The organism is Amycolatopsis sp. NBC_00345 (assembly GCF_036116635.1).
Taxonomy (GTDB): domain Bacteria; phylum Actinomycetota; class Actinomycetes; order Mycobacteriales; family Pseudonocardiaceae; genus Amycolatopsis.
On record NZ_CP107995.1, the window covers coordinates 501848 to 521033 of the forward strand.

At 71.7% G+C, this 19186-nt stretch carries 15 protein-coding genes; 6 read left to right on the top strand and 9 right to left on the bottom strand.

Annotated features, from left to right (window positions below; genetic code table 11):
• Positions 1–28 precede the first annotated feature (28 nt).
• Positions 29–952: a TetR/AcrR family transcriptional regulator C-terminal domain-containing protein gene (locus OG943_RS02380; RefSeq protein WP_328607999.1), complete on the bottom strand. Its 924-nt coding sequence runs from the start codon at positions 950–952 to the stop codon at positions 29–31.
• Between the two features lie 103 nt (positions 953–1055).
• Between OG943_RS02380 and OG943_RS02385 the strand changes: the two genes are divergently transcribed.
• A complete protein-coding gene (locus OG943_RS02385) occupies positions 1056–2273 on the top strand; it encodes an FAD-dependent monooxygenase (RefSeq protein ID WP_328608000.1) in 1218 nt (405 codons plus the stop codon).
• 148 nt (positions 2274–2421) lie between these two features.
• Here OG943_RS02385 and OG943_RS02390 read toward each other — a convergent pair whose 3' ends face one another.
• The 4 genes from OG943_RS02390 to OG943_RS02405 form a co-directional block, all read right to left on the bottom strand.
• A complete protein-coding gene (locus OG943_RS02390; RefSeq protein ID WP_328608001.1) occupies positions 2422–2847 on the bottom strand; it encodes a hypothetical protein in 426 nt (141 codons plus the stop codon).
• Positions 2848–3067: 220 nt separating this feature from the next.
• On the bottom strand, positions 3068–4615 hold the full coding sequence (locus OG943_RS02395) for a GMC family oxidoreductase (protein WP_328608002.1): 1548 nt from the start codon (positions 4613–4615) through the stop codon (positions 3068–3070).
• Positions 4608–6167: an APC family permease gene (locus OG943_RS02400; protein ID WP_328608003.1), complete on the bottom strand. Its 1560-nt coding sequence runs from the start codon at positions 6165–6167 to the stop codon at positions 4608–4610. Before OG943_RS02400 ends, OG943_RS02395 begins: the two co-directional genes overlap by 8 nt.
• Positions 6168–6261: 94 nt before the next feature.
• Positions 6262–7731: an aldehyde dehydrogenase family protein gene (locus OG943_RS02405; protein WP_328608004.1), complete on the bottom strand. Its 1470-nt coding sequence runs from the start codon at positions 7729–7731 to the stop codon at positions 6262–6264.
• A 232-nt stretch (positions 7732–7963) separates the two neighbouring features.
• Between OG943_RS02405 and dxs the strand changes: the two genes are divergently transcribed.
• From dxs to OG943_RS48275, 4 genes are all read left to right on the top strand, one after another.
• A complete protein-coding gene (dxs, locus tag OG943_RS02410; RefSeq protein WP_328608005.1) occupies positions 7964–9886 on the top strand; it encodes a 1-deoxy-D-xylulose-5-phosphate synthase in 1923 nt (640 codons plus the stop codon).
• Between the two features lie 209 nt (positions 9887–10095).
• Entirely contained in the window at positions 10096–10755 is a 660-nt protein-coding gene (locus OG943_RS02415; RefSeq protein WP_328608006.1) for a cupin domain-containing protein, read from the top strand.
• 55 nt (positions 10756–10810) lie between these two features.
• The gene (locus OG943_RS02420; RefSeq protein ID WP_328608007.1) at positions 10811–11674 is read left to right on the top strand and encodes a LysR substrate-binding domain-containing protein; all 864 of its coding nucleotides are present in this window, start codon (positions 10811–10813) and stop codon (positions 11672–11674) included.
• A 20-nt stretch (positions 11675–11694) separates the two neighbouring features.
• Entirely contained in the window at positions 11695–11826 is a 132-nt protein-coding gene (locus OG943_RS48275; protein WP_442874680.1) for a hypothetical protein, read from the top strand.
• A gap of 256 nt (positions 11827–12082) precedes the next feature.
• On the opposite strand, the gene OG943_RS02430 is transcribed toward OG943_RS48275, so the two are convergent.
• The 4 genes from OG943_RS02430 to OG943_RS02445 are packed head-to-tail and all read right to left on the bottom strand — an operon-like array spanning position 12083 to position 17569.
• Complete coding sequence (locus OG943_RS02430) at positions 12083–13480, bottom strand: aminobutyraldehyde dehydrogenase (RefSeq protein ID WP_328608008.1); 1398 nt, start codon at positions 13478–13480, stop codon at positions 12083–12085.
• Positions 13477–15120, bottom strand: coding sequence for a thiamine pyrophosphate-binding protein (locus OG943_RS02435; protein ID WP_328608009.1), 1644 nt, complete (start codon positions 15118–15120; stop codon positions 13477–13479). Before OG943_RS02435 ends, OG943_RS02430 begins: the two co-directional genes overlap by 4 nt.
• Positions 15117–16070 (bottom strand): agmatinase, encoded by a 954-nt coding sequence (gene speB, locus OG943_RS02440; protein WP_328608010.1) that lies wholly within the window; start codon positions 16068–16070, stop codon positions 15117–15119. Before speB ends, OG943_RS02435 begins: the two co-directional genes overlap by 4 nt.
• Positions 16071–16114: 44 nt before the next feature.
• Positions 16115–17569, bottom strand: coding sequence for a sodium:solute symporter (locus OG943_RS02445; RefSeq protein WP_328611977.1), 1455 nt, complete (start codon positions 17567–17569; stop codon positions 16115–16117).
• 104 nt (positions 17570–17673) lie between these two features.
• On the opposite strand from OG943_RS02445, the gene OG943_RS02450 reads away from it, so the two are divergent.
• The gene (locus OG943_RS02450; protein WP_328608011.1) at positions 17674–19167 is read left to right on the top strand and encodes a PucR family transcriptional regulator; all 1494 of its coding nucleotides are present in this window, start codon (positions 17674–17676) and stop codon (positions 19165–19167) included.
• The last annotated feature ends 19 nt before the right edge of the window (positions 19168–19186 follow it).

A 19186-nucleotide genomic window follows, 5' to 3' on the forward strand; every position in this document is an offset into this window, starting at 1 on the left:
CGGCTTTGCCCGGCGTCTTTGCCCGGCGTCAAGAAGAACCTTGGCCGGCACCCCGCGCCAGCTGCTGCTCGACCCCGTCGAGCAGCAGCCGCAGGCCGTATTCGAACATGACGTCCAGGTTCTGGTCGAAGTCCTGGGTCACGAGGTACTCCATGGTCGGGTAGCGGCCGGTGGCGACGATCTCCTGGATCTCCGCTGCCTGGGTGTTCATCCATTCATCGCTGGCCATGCCCGTGTCCTGGCGGTCCCGTGCCTCCGCTTGGAGCGAGAGCGCCAGGCCGCGGACATGGCTGAAGAGGTTCAGGTGGATGTACATCATGTCGTCCATGCCCAGCCCCAGCCCGCGCAACGCGGTCAGCACCCATTCCGAGTAGAACAGCAGGCTCGGGGTCGCCCGGGGCCGGGTCATGGACAGCACCTCGGCCACCCAGGGGTGCCGTCGGCAGACCGTCCACAGCAGACGGGACGAGAACTCCAGGCGCTCGCGCCAGTGCGCCGGGGGCGGCGCCGACGACGTCTCGTCGGCGGCCACCAGGTCGGCCATGTGCAGCATCAGATCGTCCTTGCTGGACACGTGGCGGTACAGCGACATGGTTGCCGCGCCGAGGTCGGTGGCCACCCGGCGCATCGACACCGAGGACATGCCCTCCGCGTCGGCGATCGCGATTGCCGCGCGCACGATCCGGTCGCGGCCCAGGTCCTGCTCGCGGGGGATGGCCCGCGTGAACGACCGATCCGCTGACCGCACCACGGTTCCCGCGCCCGGCTTGGTGTCCACCACACCCTGGTCCCGCAACGCGGCGATCACCTTGGTCGCGGTGGCCATCGCGACTCCCCACTCCCGGGTGATCTGCCGGGTCGACGGGATCTTGTCGCCTGGGCGCAGCCTGCCGCTCGCGATCCGGTCCCGGATCTCCGCGACGATCCCCTGGTAGGGCGCCCTGCTCTCCATCCAACCTCCCAGTGCACTAGTGCGATTTACCCGCGAGTTGCCCTGACACAATAGTGCACTAGGGCGCGTGTACATCGTACGAGAGCGTCTGTACGTTGTACACATGCGCACTGTTCTGATCTCCGGCGCGAGCATCGCCGGACTGTCCCTGGCGTACTGGCTGCGCCGCCACGGCTTCCAGCCCACTCTGGTCGAACGCGCCCCCGCACTGCGGTCCGGCGGACAGGCCGTCGATATCCGCGGCGCGGCCCGCGAGGTGGTGGCGCGGATGGGCATCACGGACACCATCCGGGCCCACCACACCGGCACTCACGGAATCGCCTGGCTCAACGAGAAAGGCGAGCGCGTCGCGGCCATGGCGGGCGGCGACTTCGGCGACTCGGGCGGGATCGTCGCCGAGATCGAGATCCTGCGCGGCGACCTCGTGCGGATCCTGCACGAGGCGGCCGGCACTGAGATGGAGATCCTGTACGACAACGTGATCACCGAGATCACCGAAGAGGCCGAAGGCGCCAAGGTCACGTTCGACAAGGCTCCGCCGCGGTCCTTCGACCTGGTGGTCGGCGCGGACGGGCTGCGTTCCGGTGTGCGCGCGCTGACTTTCGGGCAGGACAAGGAGTTCGTCCGGGATCTCGGCTACTACACCGCGTACTTCCCCGCTCGCACCACACTCGATCTTGACGGCTGGGAGGTGATGTACAACCTGCCGGCGGCCAACGGCGTCGACGGCCGGGTGGCGATCCTGTATCCGCTGGGCGACACCGGGGAGGTGCGGGCGCTGTTCGGGTTCGTCTCACCGGAGCCGGCTTACGACCGGCGGGACACGCAGACCCAGAAGAAGCTGCTGGCCGGCGTGTTCGCCGGGGCAGGCTGGGAAATCCCGGCGCTGATCGAGCGGCTGTGGCAGACCGACGACCTGTACTTCGCGCGGGTCGGCGAGATCCGCGTCGACCACTGGTACCGCGGCCGCACCGTCCTGCTCGGCGACTCGGCCTTCGGCGGCTCCCTCGGGATGGGCACGAGCATGGCACTCGTCGGCGCCTACGTGCTCGCGGGCGAACTCGCCACGGCCAACGGCGACCACCGCGTCGCGTTCGCCCAGTACGACAACGAAATGCGCGCCTACGTGACAGCGAACATGAAGCGCCCACCGGGCGGCGCCAACGGTTTCGCCCCGCGCACCCGCCGCGGGATCTGGATGCGCAACCAGTTCATGCGCGCGCTTCCGCACCTGCCCGGCAGCGGCAAAATGATCGGCGGGATACAGAAAGCCGCGAACTCGATCACCCTGAAGCCCTACGCCGGGGCAACGATCACCTGAGCCGTGTCCCGGGCCACGCTGGCTCGGGCCAGTGGGCGGCAGTGACGTGGCCAGCGTGCCCTGGAGCACGACCCGCCGTCCGATCCCGTGAGACATACAGCTTAGGTAAGCGTTGCCTACTCGGACAGTCTCTACTTGGACAAGCGGCTTACTCGGACGAGCGCCGTGACGCCGCGCCCGCCACCAGCCCCGTCACGGTGAGCACCAGGCCGACGCCGAGCAGGACCCACGCGCCGCTCGCCGGCTCGATGCGCGCGGCGGGAGCCATCTCGGCCGAGCGGGGGAGGGTGAGCACGAGGTACTGCGCGGCGATCCCGGTCACCGCGATGCCGGGCAGGCACGCGAAGGCCAGCGGCTTGTCCTGGTGCCGCTGCAACGCCGCCAGCGCCAGAGCGAACGCGAGGGCCATCGCCAGCGCGCACGCCAGCCGCAGCCCGAGCCCCAGATCGGGATCGGCGACTCCCGGCGGGAGCCGTTCGACGAGATACTGCGCGGACGGCAGCACCAGCCCCGCCCCACCCGCCACCGCCATCGCGGCGACGACCACCGCCCGCACCGCCTGCAGCCGCTTCACCGCGGGGCTCCGGCTGACGTGAGTTGCGTGCGCAGCCGCGATGCCGCGCGACCCCGGCGACGGCCCGTCAACGCACGGCACTGTGACATTGACCGATCTGCCATTGACCGATCTGCCACCGACCGATCGCCCACCGCCCCATCGCCCACGCGACCTCCCGATGCCCCAGGAGTCCGATTCTACGGGGCCGGAGCCCGCAGCCCCGCCGGTTTTCCCCGCGTCAGGCGCGGTCCTCCTTGAGCATGTCCGCGCACTTCTCGCCGATGGCCATCGTCGTGATGCACGGGTTGACCGCGACCAGGAAGGGCATCACCGAGGCGTCCGCGACGCGCAGGCCGTCCACACCGCGCACGCGCAGCCGCTCGTCCAGCACGGCGGAGCGATCCGACTCCGGGCCCATCTTCACCGTGCACGCGGGGTGGTAGACGGTGTTGTGGGTCTTGCGCAGGTAGTCGGCGATCTCGTCGTCGGTGGTGACGTCGCGGCCGGGGGAGAGCTCCGTGCCCGCCCACTCGTCCATCGCCGGCTGGGCCGCGATCGAGCGCGCCAGCTTCACGCCGTGCGTCATCACGCGCATGTCGTGCTCGTCGCTGAAGTAGCGCGGGTCGACGCGGGGCTTGTCGCGGAAGTCGCGGGTGCGGAGCCGGACCGTGCCCGTCGAGCGGCTGCGCGTGACGTTCGGCGTGAGGCAGAAGCCGTTCTCCGTCGTCGGGTAGCCGTAGCGCAGGGTGTTCAGGTCGAAGGGCACCGAGCCGTAGTGGAACATCAGGTCCGGCCGGTCCAGGCCGTCCTCGGTGGTGGTGAAGATGCCGATCTCCCACCACTGCGTGGACTCCGTGACCATCGGCTGCAGCGCGTCCCACTGGACCAGGCCCTCCGGGTGGTCCTGCAGGTTCGCCCCGACGCCCGGCGAGTCCACCAGCACGTCGACGCCCACCTCGCGCAGGTGCTCGGCGGGCCCGATGCCCGACAGCATCAGCAGCTTCGGCGAGTCGATCGCGCCCGAGCTGAGGATCACCTCGCGCCGCGCCGTCACCTTCTCGCTGTGGATCAGGTCCGGCGCCTGCAGCTCCACGCCCACGCAGCGCTTGCCCGAGAACAGCAGCCGCTTGGCCCGCGCGTCGGTGCGCACCTCGAGATTGGGCCGCCGGCCCAGGATCGGGTGCAGGTACGAGACCGACGCCGAGGAGCGGGTGCCGTCCTCGCGCGCGTTGATCTGGAACCAGTTCGCGCCGTGCGTGACGGTCCGGCCGGAGTTGAACTCCGTGGCCGGGATGCCCTCCTGCTCGCACGCGGCCAGCAGCGCGACGCCCGCGGGGTCGCGCGGCGGCACGGAGCGGATCGTCACCGGCCCCGAGCGGCCGTGGTGCTCGCCCGGCCCGTCGTTGGTCTCGAGGCGCTGGTACAGCGGGAAGACGTCGGCGGCCGACCAGCCCGGCAGGCCCAGCGCCGCCCACTCGTCGAGGTCCTCGGCCGGGGCCCAGAACGCGATGCACGAGTTGTGCGAGGAGCAGCCGCCGAGGACCCGGGCCCGCGCGTGGCGCAGGTAGGAGTTGCCGGACTCCTGCGGCTCCACCAGGTAGTCCCAGTCGTAGCCGGATTCCAGCAGCCCCATCCACTTCGTCAGCTCGAGGATGGCCGGGTCGTCCACATCGGACGGTCCGGCCTCCAGCAGGCAGACGGTGACGTCCGGGTCCTCCGACAGCCGTGCCGCCACCACCGATCCCGCCGTGCCACCGCCGACCACGACGTAGTCGAACTCACTCACCGGGAACCTCCTGCTCGGGCTTGGACTTGGATGACGCCGGCGAAGCGACCGCCGCAGCGGCGTGATCGGCCAGCACCCCGATCTTGTGGCGCTGCACGAACCAGTAGTAGGCGAACCCGCCGGCCGCGAACACGGCGACGAAGAGCACCGAGCTCCACCGCAGGTACCAGTGGTACGGCGGGGTCGCGTTGTAGATCTCGGTGCGCGGCCAGGCCAGGTTCACGGTCATCGCGAGGCCCCACAGCACCGCGAGCACGTTCACCGGCAGGCCCCAGCGGCCGAGGGAGAAGCGGCCGGACGGCGCGTCCTTGCGCGGCCACTCGCCGCGCAGCCGCTTCACCAGCATCGGGACGGTCACCAGCAGGTACGCCACGTAGATCAGGATGATCGCCAGGCTGGTCACCGCCGAGAAGATCTGCGACGAGTTGATGTTCACCAGCAGCAGCGCGATCGCGATCACGCCGATCACGATCGCGGGCAGCACCGGCGTGCCGGTCTTCTTGTTGACGTGCGCGAGCTTCGAGCCGCCGGGCAGCGCGTTGTCCCGCGCCATCGCGAACGCGATCCGGATCGCCGCGGTGTGCACGGCGAGCACGCACACGGTGATCGCGATGAAGACCACGAACAGGAAGACCCGCCCGATCGCCGGCCCGAGCGCGTCGGTCAGCACGTACTGCAGGCCGACGGTGCCCAGCTCCGGGGCGTGGATGTTGCCCACCGCCATCAGCGCGAACAGGATGATCAGCCCGCCGAGCACGAACGACGCGACCAGCGCCCGCATGATCGCCTTCGGCGCGTTGCGGTGCGGGTCCACCGACTCCTCGCCGAGCGAGGCCGCCGTGTCGAAGCCGTACATCACGTAGGACGAGGCGATGGCGGCGATCAGGAACGCGCCGAGGTAGCCACCCGCGTGGCCCTCGCCGGTCCCGTTGGTCTCCGTCACCACGCCGGGCCCGCGGACGAAGTGGAACGCCAGGAACACGACCAGCAGCACGGCGAAGAGCAGCTCGATGAACACGCCCGCGCTGTTGATCCGCGCCATCAGCTTCACACCGAAGGCGTTCACCAACATGGTGAACAGGATCAGGACGGCGGCCAGCAGCACGCCGTTGGCCGCGTCACTGGTGCCCGAGCCGTCGCCGATGAACTGGAAGAACGAGCTGATCTGCGGCAGCGTCCGCTGGTAGGCCAGCGCCGTCGCGGAGATCGAGACGATCGACGCGAGCAGCATCATCCAGCCCGCCAGCCACGCCACGTGCGAGTTCCCGAGCTTCTTCGCCCAGTTGTAGACGGACCCGGCGACCGGGTAGTGGGCGGCCAGCTCGGCGAAGCTCAGCGCGACCATCAGCTGGCCCGCGAACACCATCGGCCACGACCACCAGTAGGCCGGGCCGCCCTCGGACAGGCCCAGGTAGGACAGCTGGAACACCCCGGTGAGCACCGAGATGTAGCTGATCCCCGCGGCGAAGGTGTGGAAGCTGCCGAGCGTGCGCTTGAGCTGGTTGGTGTAGCCGAATTCGTTGAGCTCGCTGTCACCGGTGTCCGTGGTCACGGCACTGGTCCTTTCGGTGGGTCTCGATCGGGCTAGAGCTCGTGAGTGTTCATGACGGTTCTAACCGTCATGAACACTCACGAGGCCCAGCGCGCTAGCCGGCGAACCAGTGCTGCGGGCCGGGGCGCAGGTTCTGGTAGATGTGCTTCGCCTCGGTGTACTCGGCCAGCCCGGTCGGCCCCAGCTCGCGGCCGAACCCGGACTGCTTGTAGCCGCCCCACTCGGCCTGCGGCAGGTACGGGTGGTAGTCGTTGATCCACACCGTGCCGTGGCGCAGCCGGTTCGCCACGCGCTGGGCGCGCGCGGCGTCGCTGGTGAACACGCCGCCGGCCAGGCCGTAGTGCGTGTCGTTGGCGATCCGGACCGCGTCGTCCTCGTCGGTGAACGTCTCGACGGTCAGCACCGGCCCGAAGGACTCCTCGACCACGGCGGTGCTGCCCTGCGCCACGTTGTCCAGAATGGTCGGCAGGTAGTAGAAGCCGTCCTGCAGCTCGGGTGCGTCCGGGCGCTTGCCGCCGGTGCGCAGCACGGCGCCCTCGGCGATCGCGGTGGCGACGTAGCTCTCCACCTTCTCGCGGTGCGCGGCGGAGATCAGCGGCCCGGTCTCGGCGCTCTCGTCGAACGGCCCGCCCAGCCGGATCCGCTCGGCCCGGCGGACCAGCTCGTCGACCAACTCGTCGTGCCACTCCCGCTGCACGATCAGCCGGGCGCCGGCCGAGCAGACCTGGCCGGAGTGCAGGAACACGGCGGTGAGGGCGTAGTCCACCGCGGTCTCGAAGTCCGCGTCGGAGAACACGACGTTCGGGTTCTTGCCGCCCAGCTCGAGGGCGACCTTCTTCACGGTCGCCGCGGCGGTGGCGGCGATCACCTTCCCGGTGGCCAGCCCGCCGGTGAAGGACACCAGGTCGACGTCCGGGTGCTCGGACAGCGGCGCGCCGGCCTCCGGGCCTGCGCCGAGCACGAGGTTCGCCACGCCCGCGGGCAGGCCGGCCTCGCTGAGCAGCTTCATCAGCATGATCGACGTGTGCGGCGTCAGCTCGCTGGGCTTGAGCACGAACGTGTTGCCCGCGGCCAGTGCCGGCGCGACCTTCCAGATGGTCTGCAGCAGCGGGTAGTTCCACGGCGTGATCAGCCCGCACACGCCGACCGGCTCGTGCACGATCCGGCTGAACGAGTCCGCGCTGCCGGTGTCCACCACACGGCCGGCGTCGTTGGCCGCGAGCTTGCCGAAGTAGCGCAGGCAGGCGGCGATGTCGGCCATGTCGTAACGGCTCTCCACCAGGCGTTTGCCGGTGTCGAGCGACTCGGCGCGGGCAAACGCCTCGGCGTCGCGGTCGAGCAGGGCGGCCGTGCGCAGCAGCAGGTCGCCGCGCTCGGCGGCGGCGGTCGAGGGCCAGGGACCGGTGTCGAAGGCGTGGCGGGCGGCGGCGATGGCCGCCTCGGTGTCCGCGCGGCCGGCCTCGTCGACCGTCGCGACCAGGGTCCCGTCCGCCGGGCACCGGATCTCACGCCGGCCGCCCGCTTTCGCGTTCACCCATTCGCCACCGATGTACAAGTCCGCCATGAGGTCCTCTCGTGATCGTTCCGATGTCCGGATTATCGTGGCCACGCGGGGTGACCGCGAGTTGGCCGGGGTAGTCCTGTTTCACATTCGACCGTCCTTTTCCCACCCGACAGTGGAGTTGCGCCCGGGCCCGGCTTGTGATTCATGACGCGGGCGACCGAGCCGCGGTGGCGGCCGTCCGTAGACTGGCCGGAACGCGGCGTGAGTGAAGGGAACCAGGCGAGGTGGAGCTGTGACGATGCTGGACTCGGTGCACGGACCGGCCGACCTGAAGCGGCTGAGTGTCGAGGACCTCGACGAGCTGGCCGCCGAGATCAGGGACTTCCTCGTGGACAAGGTGCGGCGCTCCGGCGGCCACCTCGGCCCGAACCTCGGTGTCGTGGAGCTCACGCTCGCGCTGCACCGCGTGTTCGACTCGCCACGGGACGCGATCGTCTGGGACGTCGGCCACCAGGCCTACGTGCACAAGATCGTGACCGGGCGGCACGGCGACTTCGACCGGCTGCGCCAGCTCGGCGGCCCGACGGGCTACCCGTCGCGGGCCGAGAGCGAGCACGACCTGGTGGAGAACAGCCACGCGTCCACCGCACTGTCCTATGTGGACGGGCTGGCGAAGGCGTTCGAGCTGTCCGGCGGCGAGACCCGGCACGCCGTCGCGGTGGTCGGCGACGGCGCGCTGACCGGCGGCATGTGCTGGGAGGCGCTCAACAACATCGCGGCGAACCGGGACCGCCCGGTGGTGATCGTGATCAACGACAACGGCCGGTCCTACTCGCCGACCATCGGCGGGGTCGCCGACCACCTGGCCGCGCTGCGGCTGCAGCCGGGTTACGAGCGGCTGCTCGACGGCGGCCGCGAGATCCTGCGCCACACCCCGGTGGTGGGCAAGCCGATCTACGCCGCGCTGCACGCCGCGAAGGCCGGCCTCAAGGACGCGCTGAGCCCGCAGGCGATGTTCTCCGACCTGGGCCTGAAGTACTTCGGCCCGGTCGACGGGCACGACCTGGTGGCGCTGGAGAAGGCGTTCCACGGCGCCCGCGCGTTCGGCGGCGCGGTGATCGTGCACGTGGTCACCGAGAAGGGCCACGGTTACGCGCCCGCGGTGAACCACGAGGCCGACCAGATGCACCAGACCGACCCGATCGACCCGGAGACCGGGCTGCCGCCCGCGAAAGGCCCGAGCTGGACCGGGGTGTTCGGCGACGAGCTGGCCAAGATCGGCGCCGAGCGCGAAGACGTCGTCGCGATCACCGCGGCGATGCTGCGCTCCACCGGGCTGGAGAAGTTCGCCGAGCGGTTCCCGGACCGCTGGTTCGACGTCGGCATCGCCGAGCAGCACGCCGTCACGTCGGCGGCCGGGCTCGCGATGGGCGGCTATCACCCGGTGGTGGCGGTCTACTCGACCTTCCTCAACCGCGCGTTCGACCAGGTGCTGATGGACGTCGCGCTGCACCGCCAGCCGGTGACGCTGGTGCTGGACCGGGCCGGCATCACCGGGCCGGACGGGCCGAGCCACCACGGCATGTGGGACCTCTCGCTGCTGGGCATGGTGCCCGGCATGCGCGTGGCCGCGCCGCGTGACCCGGGGACCCTGCGCGAGGAGCTGCGCGAGGCAGTGTCCATTCAGGACGGTCCGAGCGCGCTGCGGTTCTCGAAGGGCTCGGTGGGCCCGGACGTGCCCGCGGTCGAGCGGATCGGCAAGGTCGACGTGCTGCGCCGGCCGGACGAGGCCTGCGCACCGGACGTGCTGCTGGTCACCGTGGGCGCGTTCGCGAAGCTGGGCCTCGAAGCCGCCGGCCGGCTGGCGGACCAGGGCATCGGCGTGACCGTGGCCGACCCGCGCTGGGTGGTGCCGGTGCCCGCGGAGCTGGTCGCGCTCGTCGAGCAGCACAAGCTCGTGGTGACGGTGGAGGACAGCGGCCGCCACGGCGGCTTCGGCTCCGCGCTGGCCGCCGTCCTGCGCGACGCCGAGTGCGACGTCCCGCTGCGCGACCTGGCCGTGCCGCAGGACTTCCACGAGCACGGCACCCGCGACCAGGTCCTCGACCGCGTGGGCCTGACCGCCCAGGACGTGGCCCGGCGCATCACCGAGTGGGCCTCCGGGCGGCTGGGCGCCGACGTGGCCGCGACGGCCGAGGAGCGGCCCCGGGCCTGAGCCACGCGCTCCGATGACAACGGTTACGGCGGGTCCTGCGGGGCCCGCCGTTTTCGTCGGCGAGGTTCCCCTGCGAATGCGATCGGGTGATTTCACGGTGCCGGTCATCGGCTGGCCCGATCACAGTGATCCGGCCGGTGCTCTTTCCGTTTTCCCAGGGCTGCGGAGAATCGGAGGGGAAAGCATTTCCCTTCCGAAAGGTGACTCGAATGTCGCAGATCAGCAGGCGTGGCGCGCTGGGGGCCGGAGCCGGAATCGCCGCGGCGACCGCGCTCGGGGCGGCGGTCCCGGCGGCCGCGGCCACGAAGCCGGCAGCCGCGAGCCCGGCGGGCGGGCCGCCCGCGGGAGGCGCGCACCCACACCTGTTCTCCTTGGCGAAGTCCGCGCCGGACACCTACCACGGCGGGACCCTGCGGGGGGCCAACGAGAAGAGCTTCCCGGTCCTGTCCGGTCAGGAAGGCTCGGTCTACCTGGTGCACCTGGACCCCGGCGGCATGCGGGAGCCGCACTGGCACCCGACCGCGTGGGAGTTGAACTACATCATCTCCGGCACCGCGGACTGGAGCATCCTCGGCACGCACCCGGACGGCAGTTACCACAACGACGTCTTCACCGCGGGCCAGGGCGACCTCGTTTTCGCCCCGCAGGGGTTCTTCCACTACTTCGCGAATTCCAGCACCACGGAAAGCCTCGACGTGCTCGTCATCTTCAACACGAGCGCCTCCGAGCCGAATGACGACATCGGCATCGTCGGCACGCTGAACTCCATTCCGCGGGAGATTCTCGCCTCGGCCTTCGGCATTCCGGTGTCCGCTTTCGCCGCGGTTCCGACGGACCTCAAGCCGGTGGTGATCACCAAACGGCAGTAGTGGCCATGCCCACAGCTCGTGTGCGCGCGGGCACCCTGGGTGGTATCCCGGAGGGGTGATCGACCCCGCGCTGCTGCGCACCTTCCTTTCCGTGGCGGACGCGGGCGGCTTCAGCGAAGCCGCCCGCCGGCTCGGCCTGGGGCAGTCGACGGTCAGCCAGCACGTCCGGCGCCTGGAGGGCCTCGTCGGCTGCGTGCTGTTCGAGCGCGACACCCACAGCGTGCAGCTCACCGGTGACGGCGAGACGATGACCGGCTTCGCCCGCGGCATCCTCGACCAGCAGGACCGCGCCCTGCGGTACTTCTCCCGCCCGGGGCAACGCGGCCGGGTCCGGTTCGGGGTGTGCGAGGACTTCCTGCTCGGCCAGGCCGCGGACGTGCTCGGCCGGTTCCGCGGCACGCACCCGGGCGTCGACCTCGAGCTGTCGGTGGAGCTGAGCGAGGTGCTGCACGCCCGGCTCGCCGAAGGGGACCTCGACCTCGTCCTCGCGAAGCGGGACGCCGGGCAGGGCGTGCGGCGGGACCCGCTCGTGTGGGTGGGAGCGCCGGGCCTGGCGCCGGTGCCGGGGGAGCCGGTGCCGCTGGTCCTCTACCCGGAGCCGAGCGTCACCCGCGCCCGCGCGCTGAACACGTTGCGCCGCCACGGAATCCAGTGGCGGATCGGCTGCGTCAGCGAACGGCTCAGCGGCTTGCGGGTCGCGCTGCAGGCCGGTCTTGGAGTGGGCCTGTTCGCGTCCTCAGTGGTGCCCGAGGGCCTCGCGCCGGTCGAGGGGCTGCCGGACCCGGGCACGGTCACCTTCGTGCTCAGCCACCGGGGAGCGGCTCGGCAGGGTTCGGCCGCGGCACTGGCCGAGACGATCCTGTCGGCCCGGTGGAGCCGGGCGGACTGGACACCGCAGGTGGTTCCGGGAACAGTCTGACCAGCACCGGATACGCGGCCGTGGCCATGGACGGCCCGCTGGTCAGCGCGACGGCGATCAGCGGGATCGCGTACCGGAGCGGGGAGATCGCGGTCAGCCCGTACGCCACCGCGCGCAGTGCCGCTCTGCCGTTGAATCCGCTCTGCCGTTGAAACCGAAGAGTCGTCGAAACCGAAGAGTCGTTGTGGGGCACCGGCGACGGCGTCGCCGGTGCCCCACACGGAGATCGCGAAGAACGTGATCGCGGTCAGGAGCGAGAGGAACGAGCCGACGCACCGGCCGACCACGCCGAAGTGCGCGCTGGACGCCAGCCGGAACTCCTCGCGCGGGTGCGAAGTCTGCTCGGTCGGCGCGATGCCGTGCTGCTCGACCTCGGTGATCTTCTCGCTGATCGGCACCTCGTCCGGATCATTCGAAGCGGGTCATCACGTGCTTGACTCGGGTGTACTCGGCGAACGCGTAAGCCGAGAGGTCCTTGCCGTGGCCGGAGTGGCCGAAGCCGCCGTGTGGCATCTCCGCCACCAGCGGCCCGTGCGTGTTCACCCAGACGCAGCCGAAGTCCAGGTCGCGCGAGAGGCGGGCGGCGCGGCCGAGGTCGTGCGTCCAGACCGAGGAGGCCAGCCCGTACGGCACGCCGTTCGCCAGTTCCACCGCGTGCTCCTCGCCGGTGAACGGCTGGACGGTGACCACCGGTGCGAAGACCTCCTCCTGCACGACCTCGTCGTCCTGGCGCAGGCCGGAGACCACCGTCGGCGCGAAGTGGAAGCCGGGCCCGGGCGCGGTGCCGCCGGTCTCGACCCGCGCGTGCGCGGGCAGCCGGTCCACCAGGCCGAGGACCCGGTCGAGCTGGGCCCGGCTGTTCAGCGGGCCGTAGTCCACGCCGGGGCGCACCGCGGCGGCGGCCTTGGCCAGCTCGGCGACGAACTCGTCGTGCACGCTCTCGTGCACCAGCACCCGGCTGCCCGCGGTGCAGTCCTGGCCGGCGTTGTAGGAGGCGGCGCCGACGATGTCCGCCGCCGTCCGAGCCAGGTCGACGTCGGCGAACACCAGCAGGGGAGCGTTGCCGCCGAGTTCCAGGTGCGTCCGCTTGAGGTCGGCCGCCGCGACGGTGGCCACGTCGATCCCGGCGCGGGTGGACCCGGTGATGGAGACCAGCTCGGTGAGCGGGTGCCGGACGAGCGCGCGGCCGGTCTCCCGGTCGCCGCACAACACGTTGAACACGCCCGCGGGCAGGAATTCCGCGGCCACCCGCGCGAGCAGCACGGCCGTGGACGGCGTCGTCTCGGCGGGCTTGAGCACCACGGTGTTCCCGGCGGCCAGCGCCGGCGCGATCTTCCAGACGCCCATCATCAGCGGGTAGTTCCACGGCGCGATCTGCGCGCACACCCCGACGGGCTCGCGGCGGATCACCGAGGTGTGGCCGGGGGCGTACTCACCCGCCGCCGTGCCCTCCAGCTGCCGGGCTGCGCCCGCGAAGAACCGCAGCGCGCTCACGCATTCCGGGATCTCCTCGTCCAGCACGACCGCGCGGATCTTGCCGGTCTCGCGGACTTCCGCGTCGGCGAACTCCTCCGCGCGGGCCTCCAGCGCGTCGGCGATCTTCAGCAGCGCGTGCTGCCGCTGCGCGGGGGTGCTCCGGCGCCAGGTCTTGAACGCGCGTGCCGCGGCCGTCATCGCCGTGTCCACTTCGGACTGTCCGGAGCAGACGCTGGTGCCGAAGACCGTGCCGGTGGCCGGGTCGGTCAGGTCGAGTGAGCCGCCGGCCGGCGCCTCGGCACCGTCGACGAAGTTGAGGACGTGGGTCACCGCTTCTCCAGGTGGGTCGGGGCGAACATCTTCAGCACGGCCGGCAGCACGACCACGGACGGGCCGGGGCGGAGCAGTTCCTTGGCCAGGTCCTCGCTCACCGTGTCCAATGAGGACAGCCGGGCGGGCACGCCGAAGGACTCCGCCAGCGCGACGAAGTCCGGCCGCGGCAGCTCGGTCGCGGTGGTCCGGCCGAAGGTGCCGGTCAGGTACTCGCGGAGGATGCCGTAGCCGCCGTCGTCGACCACGAGCCAGGTGACGTCGAGGCCGTGCTGCACGGCGGTGGCCAGCTCGGCGAGGCCGTACATCGCCCCGCCGTCGCCGGAGACGCCGAGCGCCGGGATCCCGGTGGCCGCGGCGCCGAGCGCGCCCGGCAGGCCGTAGCCGAGGCCGCCGGCGCCCTGCGCGGTATGGATCGGCGCGCCGTCCGGGTCCCACACCGACCACGCCCAGTACCCGGCGATCGTCATGTCCCAGAACGTCTGCGTGCCGGGCGGCAGCGCCGCGCGGATGTCGTCGACCAGCTTGCGCTCGGCCGTCAGCGGCTGACTGTCCAATCGCGACTCGACGCGGGCCAGCAGCTCCGCGACCGCGGCTTCGGCCCGGCCGTCGGAACGCCGCATCGGCACCTGTTCCAGCAACGCCTGCAGGGTCAGCCGGACGTCGGCGTGCAGGCCGAGCGCGGGGTAGTTCGACTCCAGCTTGCCCAGGTCGGCCTCGACCTGGACCAGCCGCCCGCGCGGGGCGAACTCGCGGTAGTTGCTGGACAGCTCGCCCAGCCCGGAGCCCAGCACCAGCAGCACGTCGGCGGCGGCGAGGAACTCCGTGGTGTGCCAGTCTTCCAGCCACGAGCGGGCGGACAGCTCGTGGTCCCAGGCGAACACACCCTTGCCACCGAACGTCGACACCACCGGCGCGCGCAACGCTTCGGCGAGCGCCTTCAGCTCGGCGTGCGCGCCGGAGCGCAGCGCGCCACCGCCGGCGAGGATCACCGGGTTCTCCGCCGCGGCCAGCAGGCTCGCGGCTTCGTCCACCAGCTCCGGCAACGGCGCCAGCGGCACCGGCGTGGCGGTCACGGAGGTCAGCGGCGGCAGCGAAACCGGCTGCAGCAGCACGTCCTGCGGGATCTCCACCCACACCGGCCCGTACGGCGCGGTCGCCGCCGACGCCCAGGCCTCGCGCAGCGCCGTCGGGATCTGGCTCGCCGCGCGGACCACGTGCACGGACTTCACCACGTCGCGGAAGCTCGCCTGCTGGTCCGGCAGTTCGTGCAGATAGCCGTGCCGCCCGCCGCCGAGCCCGGCGACCGGGACCTGGCTGGAGATCCCCAGCACCGGCACGGAAGCCGCGCGCGACTCCTGCAGCGACGCCAGGGTGAGCAGCGCGCCGGGACCGGTGGAGACGACCATCGGCGTCACCGGCACCGGGCCGTCCGGGTCGGCCGCGAGCCGCGCGCGGGCGTGCCCGTCCGCGGCGAAAGCCAGGTTGTTCTCCACGCGCGAGCTGACCACCCGCACGTCATCCGCGCGCCGCAGCGCCTCGAAGAGGCCCAGCGCGTGCTGTCCGGGCAGGCCGAACACCGTGTCCGCGCCGAGCGCGCGCAGCGTCTCGACGACGACGTCACCACCGATGCGAGTCATTCGCCCTTCCTCAGTGCCAGCAGGCTCACCAGGTCGTAGGCCACGTGCGAGGCCGCGACGGCGGTGATGTCGGCGTGGTCGTAGGCCGGCGCCAGCTCGACCACGTCGGCGCCGATCAGGTTCGTGTCGCGCAGCCCGCGCAGGATCTCCAGCAGCTCACGGCTGGTCAGGCCGCCCGCCTCGGGCGTGCCGGTGCCGGGCGCGTGCGCGGGGTCGAGCACGTCGATGTCCACCGAGACGTACAACGGCCGGTCGCCTATTCGCTGGCGCAGCGCGTCGACCGTCTCGTCGACGCCGCGGCGCATGACGTCGCCGGAGGTGACGATGCCGAAGCCGAGCCGTCGGTCGTCTTCGAGGTCGCGCTTGCCGTACAGCGGCCCGCGCGTGCCGACGTGCGACAGCGCGCTCGTGTCCAGGATGCCCTCTTCAGCAGCACGGCGGAACGGCGTCCCGTGGGTGTAGGGCTCGCCGAAGTAGGTGTCCCAGGTGTCGAGGTGCGCGTCGAAGTGAAGCAGCGCAACAGGTCCGTGCTTCTTCGCGGCCGCGCGCAGCAGCGGCAGGGCGATCGTGTGGTCGCCGCCGACGGTCACCAGCCGGGTGCCGTTCGCCGTCAGCGCCTCGGCTTCCTGCTGCAGCGTCTCGATGGCTTCGCCGATGTGGAACGGGTTCACGGCGATGTCGCCCGCGTCGGCCACCTGCTTCTCGGCGAAGGGGGAGACGTCGAGCGCCGGGTGGTACGGCCGGAGCAGCCGGCTGGCCTCGCGCACGGCCGACGGGCCGAAGCGGGCGCCGGGCCGGTACGAAACCCCGGAGTCGAACGGCACGCCGACCACGGCGACGTCGGCGTGCTCCACCTCGTCGATCCGCGGCAGCCGCGCGAAGGTGGCGAAACCGGCGTAGCGGGGGATCCGCGACGAGTCGAGCGGTCCGATCGGGGGCTGGTCAGTCACTGCGGTCACTCCTGGTTCTGCGATTCCTGGTTCCAGTGTGGGGTTCAGGCTTCGACGGCCGTCGGGGTGCCCGCGGCCGCGTTCTCCTCCTCGTCGGCCGCGGAGCCGTTCAGGCGCCGCGTCCAGACCGACAGGATGCTTTCGGGGGTGCGCGGCGTCGCGAGGCTGACGCCCACGTACACCACCAGGCTCGCACCGAGGCCCCAGTAGATCGGGCTGTTGGCGGCGACCCCGTCGATGATCATGAACGCCACCACGGAAACGGTCCCGGCGACCATCGACGCGTACGCGCCCTGGCGGGTGCCACGCCGCCAGAACAGCGCGCCGAGGATCGCCACCAGCAGACCGCCGACGAGGATGTCGTAGGCGATGGTGAGGGCGTTCACGACGTCGTCCACGACCATCGCGATGCCGATCGCGACGACGCCCAGCACCAGCGTGGTGATCCGGTTGCGCAGCACGTCGCCCGCCTTCAGCCCGACCTTGCGCAGCAGGTCCGACGTCGTGGTGGTGGCGCAGGCGATCAGCGCGCCGCTGGAGGTGGACATCAGCGCGGACAGCGCGGCGGCCAGTACCAGCCCGCGGACACCGGTGGGCAGCAGCCGCTCGGCGATGGTGGCGAAGGCGTCCTGCGCGCTCCCGATGTCCGGGTACAGCACCTTCGCCGCGGTCCCGATGAGTGCGCCGGCGACGCCGTAGACCAGGCAGTAGACGCCCGAGATGATGCCGCCGCCGGTGGCCACCTTCGGCGTGCGCGCGGTGAACACGCGCTGCCAGATGTCCTGGCCGATGAGCAGGCCGAAGGTGTAGATGAGGAAGTAGGTGAAGATCGTCTGCCCGCCGATGGCGGTGAACTCGAAGTACGTCGCGTCGAGCTTGGCCGCCATGCCGTCGAAGCCGCCCGCCGACGTGATCGCGATCGGCAGCAGCACGAACAGGATGCCGATGGTCTTGATCACGAACTGCGCGATGTCGGTGAGCGTGATCGACCACATGCCGCCCAGCACCGAGTAGAGCACCACGATCGAGCCGCCGATGGCGATGCCCGCCCAGCTCGGGATCGAGAACAGCACCTTGAAGATCGAGGCGAACGCCAGCGTCGAGGTGACCGTGAGCATCAGCGTGTAGCCCCACATCACCACCCCGGACACGGCACTGGTGCGGCCGCCGTAGCGCAGGTCGAGCATCTCGCCGACGGTGTACACGCGCAGCCTCACCAGCCGCCGCGCGAACACCGCGTGCAGCAGCAGGATGCCGGCGCCGATGGCGATCACCAGCCACGCGCCGGAGATGCCGTAGGTGTAGCCGAGCTTCACGCCGCCGACCGTGGACGCGCCGCCGAGCACCACGGCCGACATCGTGCCGGAGTACATGAACCAGCCCAGGCGCCGGCCCGCCACCAGGTAGTCGGACTTGGTCTTCGCCAGCCGCAGGCCGATCCAGCCGACGCCGATCATGCCCGCGATGTACAGCGCGATCACCGCGTAGTCGCCGCCCACGGTGTCCTCCTCGTCTTCGGCCGGTGTTCCGGTCACCGTAGGTTCGCCCGCCATCCCTCCGGCATGGGACGATCTGTCCAGGAATCTTCGAAGGCCAGGATGAAATGACCCAGAACCTCGATCTGCCGACCGCCGAGGTGAATGTCCCGTTACGGGCCGTTGTCGGCAACCCGGAGCTGGCACTGGACGTCGTCCCCGAGACGCTGCGGCCGGGCGCGCTCGACGCGCCGGTGCGGTGGGCGCACGTCAGCGAGCTGGACGACCCCGCGCCGTACCTGCTCGGCGCCGAGCTGGTGCTCACCGCGGGGGTGAACCTGCCGCGCGAGCCGCCGCAGGCCGAGCGGTACGTCCGCGGGCTGCGCGACGCGGGCGTGACGGCGTTGGGTTTCGGCCTCACGCCCACGATGTACGAGACGCTGCCGGAGCCGTTGCGCGCCGCGTGCGCGCGGCACGGGCTGCCGCTGCTGGTGGTGCCGCCGCGGACGCCGTTCCTCGCGATCAGCCGGGCGGTGGCCGTCGCACTGGCCGAAGCGGGCCAGCGCGAGCAGCGGCGGGCGGCTGTCGCGCGTGAGGCGCTGACGCGCGCGGCGGGCGGCGGCCTCGGCGAGCTGGTGACGGCGCTGGGCGAACGGCTGCAGGGCTGGGTGGCGCTGGTCGGCGCGGCCGACGCCCTGGTCGCCGGGCACAACACGCCCCAGCCGCTGCCGCCGGAGGTCCGCGAGCTGCTCGAAACCGTGCGCGCGGGCAGCGGCATCCGCAGCGCGACCACGGAGCTGCCGGACGGCACGTACGTCGTCGCGCAGCCGGTGTCCCCGCAGGCCACGGCCGCGAACCTGCTGGTGCTGGGCCGGCGGCACCGGTTCGACGGCGGCGACCGCGCGGTCCTCGCCGTCGGCGCCTCGCTGCTCGGGCTGGTCGGCCGCGCGGGCTCGGACGCCGCGGAACTGGGCGCGGCGGCCACCGGGCTGCTGCTCGGGCAGGACGGTGCGGACGCGCTGGCGAAGCTGGTGGGCGGCGCGGAATGCCGGCTGGTCGCGGGGGTGGCGTACCGGCGCGGGCCGGACGAGCTGGCCAGGCGGCACGACTGGCTGCGCGCGCGGCTGGACACCCCGCTCGTGCAGGTGCGGCCGGGGCCGCGGTTCCTCGCGATCGCGGGCACCGAGCCGGCCGATCTCGACGGGCTGCGCGAGCACGGCTGGCTCGCCGTCGCCGGGTCGCCCGTCACCGAAGCCGCGTTGCTGCCCGGCGCCGTCGCGGAGGCCGAGCTGCTGCTCGCCCGGGCGCGGGCGCTGGAACGCCCGGTGGTGGCGGATTCGCCGGACTTCGACGCGCTCGTCGCCCCGGACGTCGCCGGCTCGTTCGCCGCGCACCTGCTGGCCCCGTTGCACGAACTGGACCGCGCGCACGACCGTCAGCTGGTCCCGACGCTGCGCGCCTGGCTCGCCCACCACGGCGGCTGGGACCGCACCGCGGCCGAGCTCGGCGTGCACCGCAACAGCGTCCGGCACCGGATCGGGCAGGCCGAGCGGGCGCTGGGCGCCGACCTGGCCGACCCCGAAACCCGCATGCGGCTGTGGTTCGCGCTGCGCTGGAGCTGAGTGTCCATTCAGGTCTCTC

Coding starts and splice junctions, on each gene's coding strand:
- OG943_RS02380 (WP_328607999.1), bottom strand. CDS start 952: ATGGAGAGCAGGGCGCCCTACCAGGGGATCGTCGCGGAGATCCGGGAC.
- OG943_RS02385 (WP_328608000.1), top strand. CDS start 1,056: ATGCGCACTGTTCTGATCTCCGGCGCGAGCATCGCCGGACTGTCCCTG.
- OG943_RS02405 (WP_328608004.1), bottom strand. CDS start 7,731: ATGGCGGACTTGTACATCGGTGGCGAATGGGTGAACGCGAAAGCGGGC.
- OG943_RS02415 (WP_328608006.1), top strand. CDS start 10,096: ATGTCGCAGATCAGCAGGCGTGGCGCGCTGGGGGCCGGAGCCGGAATC.
- OG943_RS02435 (WP_328608009.1), bottom strand. CDS start 15,120: ATGACTCGCATCGGTGGTGACGTCGTCGTCGAGACGCTGCGCGCGCTC.
- OG943_RS02450 (WP_328608011.1), top strand. CDS start 17,674: ATGACCCAGAACCTCGATCTGCCGACCGCCGAGGTGAATGTCCCGTTA.